Annotated in this window: 17 protein-coding genes; 7 read left to right on the top strand and 10 right to left on the bottom strand. The window is 52.3% G+C overall.

Going from position 1 to position 14,522, the window contains the following annotated elements; genetic code table 11:
- Nucleotides 1-656: 656 nt before the first annotated feature.
- The 10 genes from ABTW62_RS12195 to ABTW62_RS12150 form a co-directional block, all read right to left on the bottom strand.
- On the bottom strand, nucleotides 657-1,094 hold the full coding sequence (locus ABTW62_RS12195; protein ID WP_430904853.1) for a bactofilin family protein: 438 nt from the start codon (nucleotides 1,092-1,094) through the stop codon (nucleotides 657-659).
- Between the two features lie 11 nt (nucleotides 1,095-1,105).
- Entirely contained in the window at nucleotides 1,106-1,843 is a 738-nt protein-coding gene (locus tag ABTW62_RS12190; protein ID WP_430904852.1) for a DUF6776 family protein, read from the bottom strand.
- A gap of 103 nt (nucleotides 1,844-1,946) precedes the next feature.
- The gene (gene argC / locus ABTW62_RS12185) at nucleotides 1,947-2,975 is read right to left on the bottom strand and encodes an N-acetyl-gamma-glutamyl-phosphate reductase (RefSeq protein ID WP_430904851.1); all 1,029 of its coding nucleotides are present in this window, start codon (nucleotides 2,973-2,975) and stop codon (nucleotides 1,947-1,949) included.
- 126 nt (nucleotides 2,976-3,101) lie between these two features.
- The gene (gene rpsI / locus ABTW62_RS12180; RefSeq protein ID WP_090412672.1) at nucleotides 3,102-3,494 is read right to left on the bottom strand and encodes a 30S ribosomal protein S9; all 393 of its coding nucleotides are present in this window, start codon (nucleotides 3,492-3,494) and stop codon (nucleotides 3,102-3,104) included.
- Nucleotides 3,495-3,498: 4 nt separating this feature from the next.
- Complete coding sequence (gene rplM, locus ABTW62_RS12175) at nucleotides 3,499-3,933, bottom strand: 50S ribosomal protein L13 (RefSeq protein WP_090412674.1); 435 nt, start codon at nucleotides 3,931-3,933, stop codon at nucleotides 3,499-3,501.
- A gap of 151 nt (nucleotides 3,934-4,084) precedes the next feature.
- Nucleotides 4,085-4,462, bottom strand: a complete 378-nt coding sequence (locus ABTW62_RS12170; RefSeq protein ID WP_430904850.1) for a SirB2 family protein — start codon at nucleotides 4,460-4,462, stop codon at nucleotides 4,085-4,087.
- The gene (locus ABTW62_RS12165; RefSeq protein ID WP_430904849.1) at nucleotides 4,462-4,947 is read right to left on the bottom strand and encodes a hypothetical protein; all 486 of its coding nucleotides are present in this window, start codon (nucleotides 4,945-4,947) and stop codon (nucleotides 4,462-4,464) included. The genes ABTW62_RS12170 and ABTW62_RS12165 overlap by 1 nt, the downstream gene beginning before the upstream one ends.
- Nucleotides 4,948-5,000: 53 nt before the next feature.
- Nucleotides 5,001-5,345 (bottom strand): STAS/SEC14 domain-containing protein, encoded by a 345-nt coding sequence (locus tag ABTW62_RS12160; RefSeq protein WP_430904848.1) that lies wholly within the window; start codon nucleotides 5,343-5,345, stop codon nucleotides 5,001-5,003.
- An 89-nt stretch (nucleotides 5,346-5,434) separates the two neighbouring features.
- A complete protein-coding gene (locus ABTW62_RS12155) occupies nucleotides 5,435-6,289 on the bottom strand; it encodes a DMT family transporter (protein WP_430904847.1) in 855 nt (284 codons plus the stop codon).
- A gap of 13 nt (nucleotides 6,290-6,302) precedes the next feature.
- Nucleotides 6,303-7,415 carry an aromatic ring-hydroxylating oxygenase subunit alpha gene (locus ABTW62_RS12150; RefSeq protein WP_430904854.1) on the bottom strand — a complete coding sequence of 371 codons (1,113 nt, stop codon included), beginning with the start codon at nucleotides 7,413-7,415 and terminating at the stop codon, nucleotides 6,303-6,305.
- 326 nt (nucleotides 7,416-7,741) lie between these two features.
- Here ABTW62_RS12150 and ABTW62_RS12145 point away from each other — a divergent pair, with 326 nt between their 5' ends.
- The 7 genes from ABTW62_RS12145 to ABTW62_RS12115 form a co-directional block, all read left to right on the top strand.
- Nucleotides 7,742-9,127, top strand: coding sequence for an adhesin (locus ABTW62_RS12145; RefSeq protein ID WP_430904846.1), 1,386 nt, complete (start codon nucleotides 7,742-7,744; stop codon nucleotides 9,125-9,127).
- An 83-nt stretch (nucleotides 9,128-9,210) separates the two neighbouring features.
- Nucleotides 9,211-11,406 (top strand): primosomal protein N', encoded by a 2,196-nt coding sequence (locus ABTW62_RS12140; RefSeq protein WP_430904845.1) that lies wholly within the window; start codon nucleotides 9,211-9,213, stop codon nucleotides 11,404-11,406.
- A 168-nt stretch (nucleotides 11,407-11,574) separates the two neighbouring features.
- Entirely contained in the window at nucleotides 11,575-12,171 is a 597-nt protein-coding gene (locus tag ABTW62_RS12135) for a DUF6088 family protein (RefSeq protein WP_430904844.1), read from the top strand.
- Nucleotides 12,164-13,198, top strand: coding sequence for a nucleotidyl transferase AbiEii/AbiGii toxin family protein (locus ABTW62_RS12130; protein ID WP_430904843.1), 1,035 nt, complete (start codon nucleotides 12,164-12,166; stop codon nucleotides 13,196-13,198). The genes ABTW62_RS12135 and ABTW62_RS12130 overlap by 8 nt, the downstream gene beginning before the upstream one ends.
- Before the next feature lie 222 nt (nucleotides 13,199-13,420).
- Nucleotides 13,421-13,621: a helix-turn-helix domain-containing protein gene (locus ABTW62_RS12125; RefSeq protein ID WP_430904842.1), complete on the top strand. Its 201-nt coding sequence runs from the start codon at nucleotides 13,421-13,423 to the stop codon at nucleotides 13,619-13,621.
- A 139-nt stretch (nucleotides 13,622-13,760) separates the two neighbouring features.
- The gene (locus ABTW62_RS12120) at nucleotides 13,761-14,159 is read left to right on the top strand and encodes a hypothetical protein (RefSeq protein ID WP_430904841.1); all 399 of its coding nucleotides are present in this window, start codon (nucleotides 13,761-13,763) and stop codon (nucleotides 14,157-14,159) included.
- 11 nt (nucleotides 14,160-14,170) lie between these two features.
- On the top strand, nucleotides 14,171-14,522 hold a 352-nt coding region (locus ABTW62_RS12115; protein WP_430904840.1), incomplete at its 3' end, for a class I SAM-dependent methyltransferase.

Genomic DNA, 14,522 nt, shown 5'->3' with positions numbered 1-14,522 from the left:
ACGCATTCAGTAGCGGTCGCAACAATCTGATTACGCATCCGCCTACCAAAAACAGTAAACGCGGGATAATCGGGGTCAGAGTGAAATTAATTGCAAAGAAGGTGGCAAGACTTGCAATCATGAATTTTTGAGCGAAATTTTATTGATCGCTTTACTGACAGCAGAATAGCGCTATCGATCAGGTCGGCCGGGGGGTTACCCGCGCCGGCTCCTCACAGATCAGGACGGGCACGATTAGCGCATCCGGCTCTTCGATTTATAGCTTCGCTAAACGATGGGACGAACCACGATGCGTGGTGTGGGCAAAGGATATCACTACAGCAAGCGCTGGAGTTTATCCCAACTAGTACTCCGTTCCGTCAATTAGCTTACAAATGATGGAATCGATGGATTCGCCTGCCAGGCTAGGCGCAAACCGCAGTCATAGCCGTAGCTATGGCGAGGATTTGCAACAACGCATGACAGGCGAAGGCGCAATTTCATGTAAGCGGTTTGGCGGAACGGAGTACTAGTCCACCAGCAGGTGCTGGTGCTCAAGCTGAATTGCACAGCGCCTAAACCAGATAACAGTGTTACAACGCCTTGGAACAGCATCACCGTTCCAAGCCGAGGACAAGGCATGGCAGTCGTTCCAGCTCAATGCACCTTGATTGGGATTACTCCGGATTTTCTGTGGATTTGTTCTGTTCGGCAGCAGGAGGCGCCATCAGTGTAACCAGCTTTTCGGTTTGCAGGCTTTCTTGGCGTATCATCTTCCCTTCGACAGCTGCGCCTTCATGAATTTTGACAGTTTTATAATGAATATCGCCAATGATTCTGGCATTTGGCTGCAATTCAATATCCTGGTCTGCGTGAACCGGACCTTTCACCATCCCGTTAATGATCAGATGCGGCACTTTGATCTTGCCCTCGATCACGCCCTGCTCGCTCAGCACTAACATTGCGTGCGGCTCATCTCCGGTTGCGAGAATATTTCCGCAAACGCGGCCATCCACACGCAAACCGCCACTAAACTCAATATCGCCGGTGATGACGGTATTGGCCCCAACGAGCGTATCGATCTGGCTAGGGGTTTTCTTTTTTCGTCCAAACATACACTGATTCCTTACAGAGATAATTGAATCGTTTTCGTCAGAATCGCCTTGGACTCGCCATTCTCATATATACGCACCTGCAAGCTTTCCACTACCGTTTCAGATGGCACCTGAAAACTTTTTTCCAGTCTGTGATAAAAGCGGAAATCGATGGGAAACCCCTTGGACGCATTTTCATCCACGAGCGAAATAAGCTTCTTCTCACCCTCCTGGAGTAGGCCCACAACAAACTCCAGTTGACCGCTGAAATTCTTGACAGGCTGCCCACCTTGGGCCAGCAACAGGGTGTAAAGATATTCACCCGGCAGCTGTCCTGGCTCAAGCGTAAAACGATGAATGGTGAGCTCGGCTTCAGATGGCCCTTCATTTCCAGAAATCAAGCGCTGGAACAGGGCCAGATCTTCCCGCAAACGCTCATTCTCTTCATCCAGCGATTTGACCTGCTTCACGAGATCCATGCGCGTGGCATTACTGATCTGCAACTGTCTAACAAGCTCAGCTATCTGCGCGCACAATGCCGGATTATATTTCTCCAGACAGTTGCTCGACGCCAGGATTTGTTCGAGCGCAGGATCGGGAACGGGGTTGCCACTACCCGATGGAACGGAAGTGCGTCCGGCTTCAAACATGCCCCATGCGAGCAAAGCGATCAGCAGCAAGCCGATAACAGCCACCAGCAGACGCCGGTACCAAGGCACATGAGGACGCACAATCATTTTGGAGGCGCTGATGGTCGGCTTATGATGCAACAATTTACTTGCCTCAGGTGTTAAAAATCACAGGAGATGGGATGCCTGGAGACAGCAACCGGTTTCTGGCCAGGCAGGTGCCTCACCTGCCAACCAACAGCGGCTATGGCAAAAGCGGCACATGTTTGATACCCATCGCTTCAGGCAACCCATACATTATATTCATATTCTGAACGGCCTGCCCGGCAGCCCCTTTAACTAAATTATCTGTCACCGACAGCACAACAACCATATCCCCGCCCTGCGGGCGATGCACTGCAATTCGGCAGAAATTCGAGCCACGCACCGATCGCGTCTGCGGATGGCTGCCTGCAGGCAGCACATCCACAAAGGGTTCGTCAATATAGCGCTCCTCGTACAAGGCCTGTAGATCGGTCTCTTTGAGAAGCCGTGCATAAAGTGTTGCGTGAATACCCCGGATCATCGGCGTCAAATGTGGCACAAAGGTCAAACCAACCGGTTTTTGGGAGCGCGCGCTCAGCCCTTGCCGGATTTCCGGCAAATGACGATGGCCTGGCACCCCATAGGATTTGAAATTGTCGGCCGCTTCGGCAAACAGTGTATGCACTTCCGCCTTGCGCCCGGCACCAGAAACACCGGATTTGGTATCGGCCACCAAATGATCAATGTCCACTATACCTGCTTCGATCAACGGCAGAAAACCCAGCTGCACCGCCGTGGGATAGCAACCGGGATTGGCGATCAATCTTGCCTGCTGTATTTTCTCCCGGTTCACCTCAGGCAAACCATAAACGGCCTCTGCCACCAATTCGGGAGATGCATGCTGCATGCCATACCACTTCTCCCACTCGGCAACATCCTTGATTCTGAAATCGGCAGCCAGGTCGATCACCTTCACCCCCGCGTCCAGTAGCTTTCTTGCCTGCTGCATGGCAACACCGTTGGGCGTGGCAAAAAACACTAGATCGCACTGACCCAGATCTGCCTGGGCCGGATCACTGAATTTAAGCGCCACTTGTCCGCGCAAACTCGGAAAGAGTTCATCGACGCCCATTCCACTTTCCTGCCGAGAGGTAATCACCTGCAATCGAACTTTGGGATGCTGTACAAGAATCCGTAACAGTTCAACGCCTGTGTAACCTGTTCCACCTACAATGCCAACCTTGATCATCCAAATTACCGGTTATGACTGAAATAAAGGCAATTTATGACATAAATTGCACTGCAATTGATGAAAAATTGATACAGATACAAAAAAGCCGCCCAACAAGGCGGCTTTTTGAGCAATGTGCATCGATCAACGTTTTGAAAATTGCTTACGGCGTCGAGCTTTGCGCAAGCCGACTTTTTTCCGCTCTACTTCACGCGCATCCCGCGTGACAAAACCAGCTTTACTCAGAACAGGTTTCAGCGTTTCATCGTAATCGATCAATGCGCGGGTAATGCCGTGACGCACAGCACCGGCCTGACCAGACTCTCCACCGCCGCGGATATTGACCATAATATCCAGATTACCAGTATTGCCCGTCAATTCCAGGGGCTGACGAATAATCATACGCCCAGTTTCTCGCGAGAAATACTCATCGGCAGGCTTGCGATTAACCGTAATAACTCCTGTGCCCGGTTTGATAAAAACACGCGCGACGGCGCTTTTTCTGCGCCCTGTTCCGTAATTATATTGAATCGCCATAAGATTAAGCGTTGATTTCCAGTGGTTGTGGTTGTTGAGCGGCATGAGGATGCGTATCCCCTGCATACAGTTTGAGCTTCTTGATCATGGCATAGCCCAGCGGACCTTTCGGCAACATCCCCTTGACTGCCTTCTCAAGCGGCCGGCCAGGAAAACGCTCATGCATCTTGCGGAAAGTTGTTTGGTAAATACCACCAGGATAACCACTGTGACGATAATATATCTTGTCTTCGGCTTTATTGCCCGTTACCCGCAATTTATCAACATTGATGACCACGATGTAATCACCGGTATCTACATGCGGTGTGTAAATGGGCTTGTGTTTGCCGCGCAAGCGATGGGCAATAGCCGCCGCCAATCTTCCCAAAACTTTATCGGTTGCGTCAACCACAAACCATTCATGCTTGACTTCATGTGGTTTGGCAGAAAAGGTTTTCACTGATTTTCCTCTGTGGTACAAAATAATCGAGGATTATCTGTTAGCGTAAGAAAAAAGTCAAACGCCTTCATCGCAATGCCGCAAAAAAACCTGTCATGCATGGCATAACACCCCACCCCGCAATCGCCTGATAATTTCTCAAACAGCAAAATCAGACCAAAACGGGATTTTTTGTCAAAGCAACCAGGACGATGTAAATAAACACGCCTTGCGCCAGTATCCAAGTCGTGGCCTTGACGCGGCGGGTCTTGGCGAACCTGAAAGCGATCATACCCAGGGCAATATATACCAACAATCCGCCGATTTTCGCTGCCAGCCAGGGCTCCTCCACTGGATTTCGTTGCGTCAGCATGGCCAAGGCAATCGCACTCGCCAGCAAGATCGTATCATTGATATGCGGCATGATTTTTACCCAGCGCTGCCGCAATACGGAGGAGGCACGCAACATCCACAACCCACGCGACAAAAATAGTAAATAACTGAATATCACGCAGGTTACATGCAGCAGTTTCAAGATTGCATAGTCCATTACCATTCCCCAGAAAATAGCCAGCCATGACTGCCTGCCACAGCACCAGCAACCGTAATCAGACTGATACCGAGCAATATCCAGTGCATACGCTGCATTCTTGTTAACATGGCTTTTGGATCAGGTAGCGTGCGCCCATGCCCCTGATGGGGCAATACCCGCGGTTCAAGTATGAATAGAAATACTGTAAATATCATCCAGACCAGGACCATGGCATGCATCCACCAGAATCGCAGTTCAGCAAAGCGATCCCAGGCATCCAGAAGGTGCATCATATAGAAACCGGACAGCCCCACCAACAAGGTGGTGAAACGCGCCTGTCGTGCGAAGCGTTTCTCGATGCGCCGAAAAATCTCCAGACCATCAGAAGCGGATGGCATCCGCCTGATCATCGGCAGCACTGTGCTAGTCACCATCGCCACCCCACCGATCCATAGCACAACCCCGAGGACATGCAACACTCTCGCCACGATGAAATCATCCATAACCGGAGACAACCAATCGGTTTACAGTTTCATTCAATAACCGGGGGAAACAGTCATGCCATGACCCAGGCTTTTGCCTCATCATAATCCGAGAACACGACAACCTCTGCATCAGTAAACAAATTGGAAACCCAAAGACTCCATATCTGCCACTGATTATCCGTGACCACGGCAACACGATTGATTTGGCTGCCGTGCTCGCGCATAAACTTGATCTCTTCCCATGCGACATCCACGGTATATGACACCATGTCGCGCCAATCAAGCAGCAAATTGGCCTCGCCATTGAAATGAAATTCATAAAGCACCTGATCTTCAAACTGCTTGAAATCATCAAGAGTGAATTCACCGATAATCGCAACGGTGATTAAATGCCCGGTTTTTTCGATACTAATCATGGTCGTCTACTCCGAATTATGAGTCCGCAATCATAGTTAAATGGTGGTTAGGTTGCAAATAAGGTTTTGATACGTGCAATTTCTGGGATTCAACCAGGCTTGCGGACCGCTGCCGGCATCACCCGGATACTCAGAAGTCCTCCCAGCACAATCAGCCCCATTCCCAGCCATGCCGAGACAGGCAACCATGCGTTCCAAAAGAACAAGTCCAGCAGTCCTGCAAACAATACCGAGCTGTAGGCGAGTGTGCCAACGACGACCGTATTGCCACCCCGGTGTGCGCGAGAAAGTGCAAGCTGTGCCAAGGTTGCAGTCACCCCCACGCCCAGAACCAATATCAACCCTTCTGTATTGACAGGGCTAAAGGTGGTAAACGCCAGCCAGGCACCAGTGATCACGGTACACATAAGCGTGAAATAAAATACGATGCGCCAGTCCGATTCACCCAGTGCGCTCAATTGTTTGACGTTGAAATGCGCGACGCCGGCAAACAAGCCGGAACCCAGCCCAATCAGCGCCATATCCCATTGGCCTTCGTTCAAGGTTGGCCGAAGCAGCAAAATCACACCAAGAAAGCCCAATAACACGGCCATAGCCAACCGCCAATTGCAATTCTCCTTCAACAACATGACGGCCAGAAAAACCAGAAACAAAGGCCAGGTATTATTCAGAGAAATAGCTGTCGCCAACGGTAATTGCAAGATACAGTAGAAAAACAACAGTACCCCGCATAACCCGGACAGCCCGCGCCAGCAATGGATTTTCCAATACGCCGTAGCCAGCGGAATGGAATAGATCCGCATCATCAAAAAAGTGGCCACCACCCCGACCAGCGATCGATAAAAGACCAGCTCCGTATTAGAAAAAAAGACTGCAGCCAATTTGACCAATACACCCATGCAGGCAAACATGAAGCCAGCCGCCAGCATCCACAACGCAGCCATCTAATGGGAAATGCTAGCGCTTGGGCAGACGGTGCCCAATTTCACGCCGCAGAAAATTGTGGAAATGGGCCATACCGGCTTCCATTGGCATTTGATAAGGGCCCACTTCGTTGATTCCCTGTTGATAAAGCGCTCGCCGCCCGGCAGTCATCCGTCTGCATATTTCATCATCTTCCTTCGCAGTTTCTCGATAGGCGGCCTGTTCCTGCTCCACGAATTCGCGTTCAAATAAAGCGATTTCTTCCGGATAGTAAAACTCGACCACATTCATGCATGTTTCCACACCGGTCGGGTGGATGGTGCTGATCACGAGTGTATGCGGATACCATTCAAGCATGATATTAGGATAATAGAGCAACCAGATGGCACCATGGCGCGGCAGCCGTTGTTCATGTTGCTGCAATACCTGAGCATGCCAACCAGCATAAACTTCAGAGCCCGTCCGAGCAAAATTGGGATTCACGCCGACAGTCTGAACATTGTACCGATCACCAAATTCCCAATCGAGTTTGCTCGTGTCGACAAAATGCCCCAACCCCGGATGAAATGGGTCAACATGATAGTCTTCCAGGTAGACTTCAATGAATGTTTTCCAGTTACATGGGTAATGATCAATCTGCATGCGATCCAGCACATACCCGGAGAAATCAAATTCCTCCTGTATGCTCAAGCTGCTCAGTTCCTGCGCAATATCGCGCTTGCCCGCAAAAACCAGTCCATTCCATTGCTGCAAAGTCGTCTTGCTCAAGTTTAGACAAGGGTTCTTCTTGAAATGAGGCGCACCCAATAACTTGCCATCGGTTGCATAGGTCCAGCGATGAATCGGACAGACGATATTTCTGGTATTGCCTTTTCCTTCCAGGATCAATGCCTGACGGTGGCGGCAGATGTTCGACAAGAGCTCGATACCATGTTCGTTATGGACCAACATCCTGGCATTGTCCTGCCATGGCAATACATAATAATCTCCCTTATTGGGAACCATCAGTTCGTGACCCACATATCCAGGGCCTTGATCGAACAAAATCTGCTTTTCGATCTCAAACACCTGTGGATCCAGATACCATTCCACGGGAAGCTGCGGGTGCAGTTCGGCGGAATCCAAAACTTGTGCTAAGCTGGACATATGCTTTTTAAGTACGACCTCCTGATTAATCATCATAAATCAAATATTTTTATGCTATAAGAAATCAACCACTGAAAAAACCATGAAAACGGCTCAAGACCATTTCCCTGCTATACAGCCTTACAACATGTGCAGCATCCCGTTGGACAGCCAATCACTTTGAGGATTTAATCACATCCCTTCGTGCATCGACTATAATTGCTGGATAACGTAATGACCCACCCGAATCGTTGAACGCCGCATTATCCTCTTCTTTCATAAGATTACAATTACCGGGCGCGATCAATGATCATCGGAATTGATAACACACAAGACAAATTGACTCAATGAAATTACACTACAAGCAAACGGCTATCCCATTGCTGCTCACAAGCTTGTTCGCATTAACGCTGACAGCCTGTGACAGTGCACAAGACACAACCACCAGCGGAAAATCAACAACATTGCGCCAAGGCCCGGCCACCGGAATATTGACGGATGCCGCCATTGAGGGCGTATCCTATTCTGCATCTTCAGGCGCATCAGGCATCACTGACGCAGCGGGCCTGTTCAAATTCAACTACGGTGATCACGTTGAATTCCGGATTGGTCAATTGAACCTGGGTGAAGTTCCTGGAGCGGCCCTCATCACGCCGATTGAATTGGCTGCTGGCCATGCAAACAAGCTGCAAAACCTGCTGATTCTGTTTCAGTCACTCGATGCTGACAATGATCCAGGCAATGGCATCACCATCCCCCAAGCCGCGGCCGCTGCACTCGATACATCTATCGATCTAAAAATGGCGCCCGAGGATTTTGTCAACGCGCCCGCCCTGCTTGCTGCGCGGGAAGCTGCCGATATTCCAGGTGATATCAGAACCGCCGAACAGGCAAATGCACACTTTCTGTCTCAAGCGGTCAATCTGCTCGGCAACCATCTCTGGGCGAATTATGACGATTCCGGCGCCAGCTTCTTTCGCATGTCAACCGATGGCAGCGGAGAATATCTGCATGGCATCACGACGGCAGATGATGTCTGTGATGCCAATCGCTCATGTGGCAGCAAAGTGGTTTTCACGGCCGGTGTGGAATACGGTGTCGCCGAAGCCACCGAGGTTGATGAACGTGGCTTCAAACTTGCCAGCACGACAGAAGTCGACACCAATCTTCAGTCCGGCCTCTCGCACCCGCGCCCTTCCTGGCGCATCCATACCGACGGCGATGAATTAATCATGTCGGATATTGTGGTCGTCCAGCGGGAAAGAGAACAAGCCAGTCTGTTTGGCGAGCTGTTTCATATTTCGAAACCCATCGAGCTCAGCTCCGATGACGAAGTTGCCGAGACCGAGGTTCAAGAAACGCGCTATATGAAAATGGATAACAACCCGAGCGATATTGTCGGCGCATGGGCTGAGAGCAGAGACACCATCAAGACACCCACCTTGCTGTTCTTTGCCAACAATCGCTATATGCTGGTCGATCCAACCGGCACAGCAGGTCAATCGGCACCCGCTGCCTGCGCCAAGCCTGGCGTAGAGTTTGCCACGTACGCATACGATACCGCCAGCAGTGCGCTCAAACTGTCCACCTTCATCTATAACACCAGCGGTTGCGCCGGTCTATCGGAACATACCGGGCAGGCGCTGACGTTCGAAATCGATACGGATGGCCAAAGCGCAACCCTTAGCCGGGAAGGTCGAGCACTCTTTACCCTGTACCGTATTTCCATTTAATCAAACCCCGCCAGGGGCGTTGATTCACCAGCGGGCCGGTTACGTCGCTGTCATTCGACAAACCGGCCCCAAAAAGCTACTGCATGGCAATTATCCGTGTCGCGCTTGATGTGCCAGTGGATTGCCTGTTCGACTACCTTGCTCCGGATGCCAGCGTAGCCGATATTGGCCTGCGCGTATGTGTGCCTTTTGGCAAGCGGCGAACACTGGGCATTATCCTGTCTGTCTGCGCAGACACCGCTATTCCGAGCAACAAGCTCAAGCAAGCCGAGCGGATCTACCGCGACATCCCTCCCCTGCCGCCCGCTTTGCTTGAATTATTCAAGTTCTGCAATCGCTACTATCACCACCCCATCGGGCAAGTGGTCATGAACAGCATACCCAACCGGTTACGCCAGTTCAAACTGACGATCGACCAGCCGTCCCGGGCATTTGCATGGGTGATCACAGACAAGGGGCGCCTGCTCGACGCCACCGATATCCCAGCCAGATCGAGAGCAAAACGGTTGCTGCTCACCACGCTCCAGGATAATGGCCAGATTCCACCCGAAGCTTTCAAGCAGATGAGCGCCCACAACCGGAAATTGCTGCGTGAATTTCTGGCGCTGGACTGGGTCACGCAAATGCCTCTCGTGCCGGGGCTCCCCACCGCCCAAACAGAGCCGCCCAGCCCGACACCCGAGCAAAACGCCGCCATAGCCGCCATTCTGGCCGATACTGGCATGTTTGCCTCATGGCTGTTACACGGCATCACGGGCAGCGGCAAAACCGAGGTCTATCTCCGTGTCACTGCCGCGCTGTTGAAACAGCAGCGGCAGGTGTTGCTGCTGGTGCCCGAAATCAATCTTACCCCGCAGCTGGAAGCAAGGTTCAAGCAGCGCTTTCCAGAAACGGCTGTGGTCAGTCTGCATAGTGGTTTGAATGACAATGAACGGCTGCAAGGCTGGCTACTTGCGCAACAAGGCAAGGCCGGCATTGTCCTGGGCACCCGCCTGGCTGTGTTTACACCACTACCCGAACTGGGCCTGATCGTAGTCGATGAAGAACAGGATCTCTCTTTCAAGCAGCAAGATGGTTTACGCTATTCCGCCCGCGATCTGGCTATTTACCGGGCAAAACAAGCTGGTGTACCCATCATTCTTGGTTCGGCCACCCCTTCACTGGAAAGTTACCAGCATGCTCTTGCAGGGCATTACCGGCTATTACGCCTGCATTCCCGTGCAGTCAGCGGCGCAACGTTACCGGTCATACGCTGCATCGACTTACGCCTGACCAAAGCCCCGGAAGGACTTACCGAGCCCTTGCTGACTGCATTACAGACAGCACTCTCGCAACAGCAGCAAAGTCTGGTATTCATCAACCGTCGTGGCTACGCGCCGGTATTGTTATGCAAATCCTGTGGCTGGGTTGCAGCCTGCACGCGCTGCTCCAGCCGTCTGGTTGTGCACTTGCATGCCCGGCAGCTGCGTTGCCATTATTGCGGACACCAGCAAACCGTTCCAGCCGCCTGCCCGGAATGCGGCGATCCAGATATATTGCCGTTCGGTCAAGGCACCCAGCGCATCGAAGCGGCCCTGCGCAGCCATTTTCCCGCAGCGCGCATCCTGCGCGTCGACCGTGACAGCATACGCCGCAAACATGCCTGGCAATCGGTGCTCGATGCCGTTCAGAATCAACAAGTGGATATTCTGGTAGGCACCCAGCTGCTTGCGAAGGGACATGACTTCCCCAATCTGTCACTGGTATGCATCCTCAACGCCGATGCATCACTCTACAGCACCGATTTTCGCGCGGAAGAACAATTATTCGCGCAACTGATGCAAGTGGCCGGGCGTGCCGGCCGGGCAGACATCCCTGGCACGGTTCTCATCCAGACCGAATTCCCTCATCATCCGCTATATCAGGCACTCAGCCGCCAAAACTATGACAGCCATGCCCGCACTCTCCTGAGAGAACGCCAGTTGACCCACTTCCCGCCATTTGCTTATCAGGCCGTACTGCGCGCAGAAGCAATCGTCATTGACAGTGCGTTGGCTTTTCTTGGCAAGGCTGCGAAAATAGCCACTGCCTGCGAGCAATTCGGCCAGATTCAACTATTCGATCCGGTCCCTGCGCCGATGATGCGTCTCAAAGGCCGGGAACGCGCGCAGCTACTCGTGCATGCTCATTCGCGCAAGCACCTGCAAGAATTTCTGTTTGATTGGCAGCAACGCCTGCACACACTCGCCGCCCAAAAAAAAGTACGCTGGCATCTGGATATCGATCCTCTGATGCTATGACGCATATTTAAAGTGTCCGGAGAGCAAAAGTTTATGGCTGCCTATAAAGGCTGCTCGGCCTAAAATCCACTTCTCAGCTCGTCTCCCCAATGAAGAATAGCAAAACCATTTTGATTCCCCAATGTCAGAAACCGATGTAAACTTCTCACATCACCCAAAGAAAAAATAATGAACACATTGCCCGAGACAATTCTGCGACGTGCCCGCTCCCTTTCTGAGGGCGGCGTGATGTCTCCCAAGGAGTTTCTTCATCTGGGAAGCCGAGCCGCTGTAGATCAGGCATTCTCGCGACTGGCCAGAGAAGGCAAACTGTTGCGGGTGGCTCGGGGTACCTACGTCGCCCCGGTAGTCAGCCGGTTTGGATCACGCGCCCCTGCTCCTGAAAAAGTCGTGAGGTCATTGGCCAAGCGAAGTGGTGAAATCGTCGTTCCACACGGCGCAAATTCAGCCAACGCCCTGGGCCTGACTCAACAGGTTCCCATCAAAGAGGTCTACCTGACCTCCGGTCGCACCCGAAAACTTAAACTGGGCAAAGGGGAAATCCTGGTAAAACACGCCCCGCGCTGGATGCTGACCCTGGGAACACGGCCAGCTGGCGAAGCCGTGCGGGCACTGGCATGGATCGGGCCGACACATGCCGATGTGTCTCTGGCATCACTGCATCGCACCCTTCCCCCCGCTGAATGGAAAGCGCTGACTTCAGCTCGCTCTGCTCTGCCTTCCTGGATGGCGAAGGCCATCGGCGAGGAAGCGGCGCATGCCTGAAAGTTTTTTTGAGCTCAGCCAGAAGGATCAACGGGAGGCACTCGAATACGTCCGAGCCGAAACCGGGCGCCCCGCCCATCTGCTCGAAAAGGATATTTGGGTGGTGTGGGCACTCCGTACCCTATTCGAGACAGCAATAGGAATTGACCTCACTTTCAAGGGCGGCACATCCCTATCGAAGGTCTACAGGGTCATTGATCGCTTTTCGGAAGACATCGATCTGACCTGCAATATCCGCAAGCTGATCCCAGACCTTATAGGCGCAGGCGGAGAACTGCCCCTCAGCCGAAGTCAAGCCGGCAAGTGGACGAAAGCCGTACGTCATCGCCTGCCCGAATGGATCACCACCAATATTCAACCGATCATTGAAACCGCACTGGTCAAAGAGTCGCTCAAAGCCCGGCTTGAGTTGGGAGGGAAAGACAATGATAAGCTATTGCTGCACTACCCTCCCCTTGCCGAAGGCACAGGATATATTGCACCAGTGGTCACACTGGAATTCGGCGGCCGAGCGACCGGTGAACCACACGAAACACACTCTGTAGAGTGCGATATTGCCGAACACCTGACAGAAGTGACATTTCCGACCGCATCACCACAGGTCATGAGTCTGACCCGAACCTTCTGGGAAAAAGCAACGGCTGCGCACGCATTCTGTGTCCAGGGTCGCATCCTGGGAGAACGGTACGCCCGACATTGGCATGATCTGGCCGCTATAAGTCGAAGCCAACACTTTGTAACAGCAATCTCCGATCACGCCGTAGCTTTGACCGTCGCTCAACATAAGTCACACTTCTTCATCGAAAAGGACAAGGACGGCCGGACCATTGACTATATAGCGGCAATCAGTGGCCAACTGGCAATTGTTCCCGAGGGCACCGCCAAAACTGCGCTCGCTCAAGACTATGCAGCCATGCTGGCCGACAAAGTGATGGTCGGCGATGCCCTACCCTTCGAAGAACTCCTTAGTGCTTGCGATTATCTGCAGAAGCAGGCGAATGAAACCTTAATTGCAGCCCGATCCTGACTGGGGCGAGAAGGGGCCACCGGATTCCCGGTTCAGCTCGGAGAGCTTCATTTACCGTCTCTGGATGACAAAGAAATGATTGGCGGCAGCTGTGGCACGCGTCCGATGGATCGGACCCAATCCGACCAAATCATACCAAATCATGTCAATACACTATGCCTGGCCAATGATTCATGTCAACATTGGCAGTCTGCCCGGATTTTGACTTCACGTAGGAAGGCTATGTCAGAACGTTGGCTATCGGTCGAAGAGATCGCCGAATACCTCGGTGTGAGCAAGGACACCGTCTATGCGTGGATTCGCGGACGGGACATGCCCGCCCATCGTATTGGGCGACTGTGGAAGTTCAAGGCGCAGGAAGTCGACGAGTGGGTGAAGTCGGGTGGCGCCACTGGGAGTAAAGATGATGGAAGCAAAAAATAACTGCCATCCCCATGCGGCTGGGAATCCACGTTTCCAATATGGATGACTGCCTGTGACAGCCCGGGAATTGTATTTTGTCATTGCCTTGTTTGGGGAGACTGCGTGATGTATCAGGATTCAAATGGAGGGAAGGTTTCGAATGCCAATTCCAATAATTGATCTCTTTGCAGGCCCGGGAGGCCTTGGAGAGGGATTTTCCTCTCTTCGAGATCACAGGCGGCAACCATATTTCGAGATCGGCCTATCCATAGAAAAGGATCCCGTTGCGCATCGAACACTGACTCTTAGGACGGTATTCCGGCGCCTGCGTGGAACCAAGGATATCAGGCATTACTACAGCTACATACGAGGCGAGATCGACGAAGCCGCTTTTCGAAAAATACCGGCAATTGCCAGCGCCTTTGCTTATGCCGAAATTGAAGCCCGCTGTCTGGAGCTAGGGAAATCCGATGAACAAAACATCGACAACGAGATACGCACTGCACTCAAGGGGCAGGAGATCTGGGATCCCAGGCTGAGTGCTAACGTCTCCGACTAAGACAGTAGTACATGACCGACACCCTTCGCTATTACGACAGCAACGCACCTGAGTTCGTTGAAGCCACATTCGGGATATCAATGGTGTCTCTCTATGAGCAGTTCTTGTCGGAGATTCCCGAGGGCGGGCATATTCTAGACGCTGGCTGTGGTTCTGGTCGGGATGCGCTGTATTTTCATCAGCAGGGGTATCGGGTGTCGGCCTTTGATGGCTCCGAGGCCATTGCTGACCTGGCGCGGCAGAAAACAGGGCTGCCGATCGCGCATCGCACCTTTGCCGATGTATCGGAAATCGCGCGGTATGACGGCATCTGGGCCTGTGCGAGTTTGCTGCATCTGCCGGAGTCCAACATCCGCGACGCCC

The sequence above is a fragment of the Nitrosomonas sp. ANs5 genome (genome assembly GCF_050584665.1).
GTDB lineage: Bacteria > Pseudomonadota > Gammaproteobacteria > Burkholderiales > Nitrosomonadaceae > Nitrosomonas.
Note: the sequence above shows the minus strand (reverse complement) of the source record. Positions and strands in the feature narration are given on the sequence as shown.

What these genes read in the sequence shown, in the direction of transcription:
- ABTW62_RS12140 (WP_430904845.1), top strand. Translation starts at nt 9,211, where the DNA reads ATGGCAATTATCCGTGTCGCGCTTGATGTGCCAGTGGATTGCCTGTTC.
- ABTW62_RS12130 (WP_430904843.1), top strand. Translation starts at nt 12,164, where the DNA reads ATGCCTGAAAGTTTTTTTGAGCTCAGCCAGAAGGATCAACGGGAGGCA.
- rpsI (WP_090412672.1), bottom strand. Translation starts at nt 3,494, where the DNA reads ATGGCGATTCAATATAATTACGGAACAGGGCGCAGAAAAAGCGCCGTC.
- ABTW62_RS12170 (WP_430904850.1), bottom strand. Translation starts at nt 4,462, where the DNA reads ATGGACTATGCAATCTTGAAACTGCTGCATGTAACCTGCGTGATATTC.
- ABTW62_RS12125 (WP_430904842.1), top strand. Translation starts at nt 13,421, where the DNA reads ATGTCAGAACGTTGGCTATCGGTCGAAGAGATCGCCGAATACCTCGGT.
- ABTW62_RS12155 (WP_430904847.1), bottom strand. Translation starts at nt 6,289, where the DNA reads ATGGCTGCGTTGTGGATGCTGGCGGCTGGCTTCATGTTTGCCTGCATG.
- ABTW62_RS12120 (WP_430904841.1), top strand. Translation starts at nt 13,761, where the DNA reads ATGCCAATTCCAATAATTGATCTCTTTGCAGGCCCGGGAGGCCTTGGA.
- ABTW62_RS12165 (WP_430904849.1), bottom strand. Translation starts at nt 4,947, where the DNA reads ATGGATGATTTCATCGTGGCGAGAGTGTTGCATGTCCTCGGGGTTGTG.
- ABTW62_RS12150 (WP_430904854.1), bottom strand. Translation starts at nt 7,415, where the DNA reads ATGTCCAGCTTAGCACAAGTTTTGGATTCCGCCGAACTGCACCCGCAG.
- ABTW62_RS12195 (WP_430904853.1), bottom strand. Translation starts at nt 1,094, where the DNA reads ATGTTTGGACGAAAAAAGAAAACCCCTAGCCAGATCGATACGCTCGTT.
- ABTW62_RS12135 (WP_430904844.1), top strand. Translation starts at nt 11,575, where the DNA reads ATGAACACATTGCCCGAGACAATTCTGCGACGTGCCCGCTCCCTTTCT.
- ABTW62_RS12145 (WP_430904846.1), top strand. Translation starts at nt 7,742, where the DNA reads ATGAAATTACACTACAAGCAAACGGCTATCCCATTGCTGCTCACAAGC.
- ABTW62_RS12160 (WP_430904848.1), bottom strand. Translation starts at nt 5,345, where the DNA reads ATGATTAGTATCGAAAAAACCGGGCATTTAATCACCGTTGCGATTATC.
- argC (WP_430904851.1), bottom strand. Translation starts at nt 2,975, where the DNA reads ATGATCAAGGTTGGCATTGTAGGTGGAACAGGTTACACAGGCGTTGAA.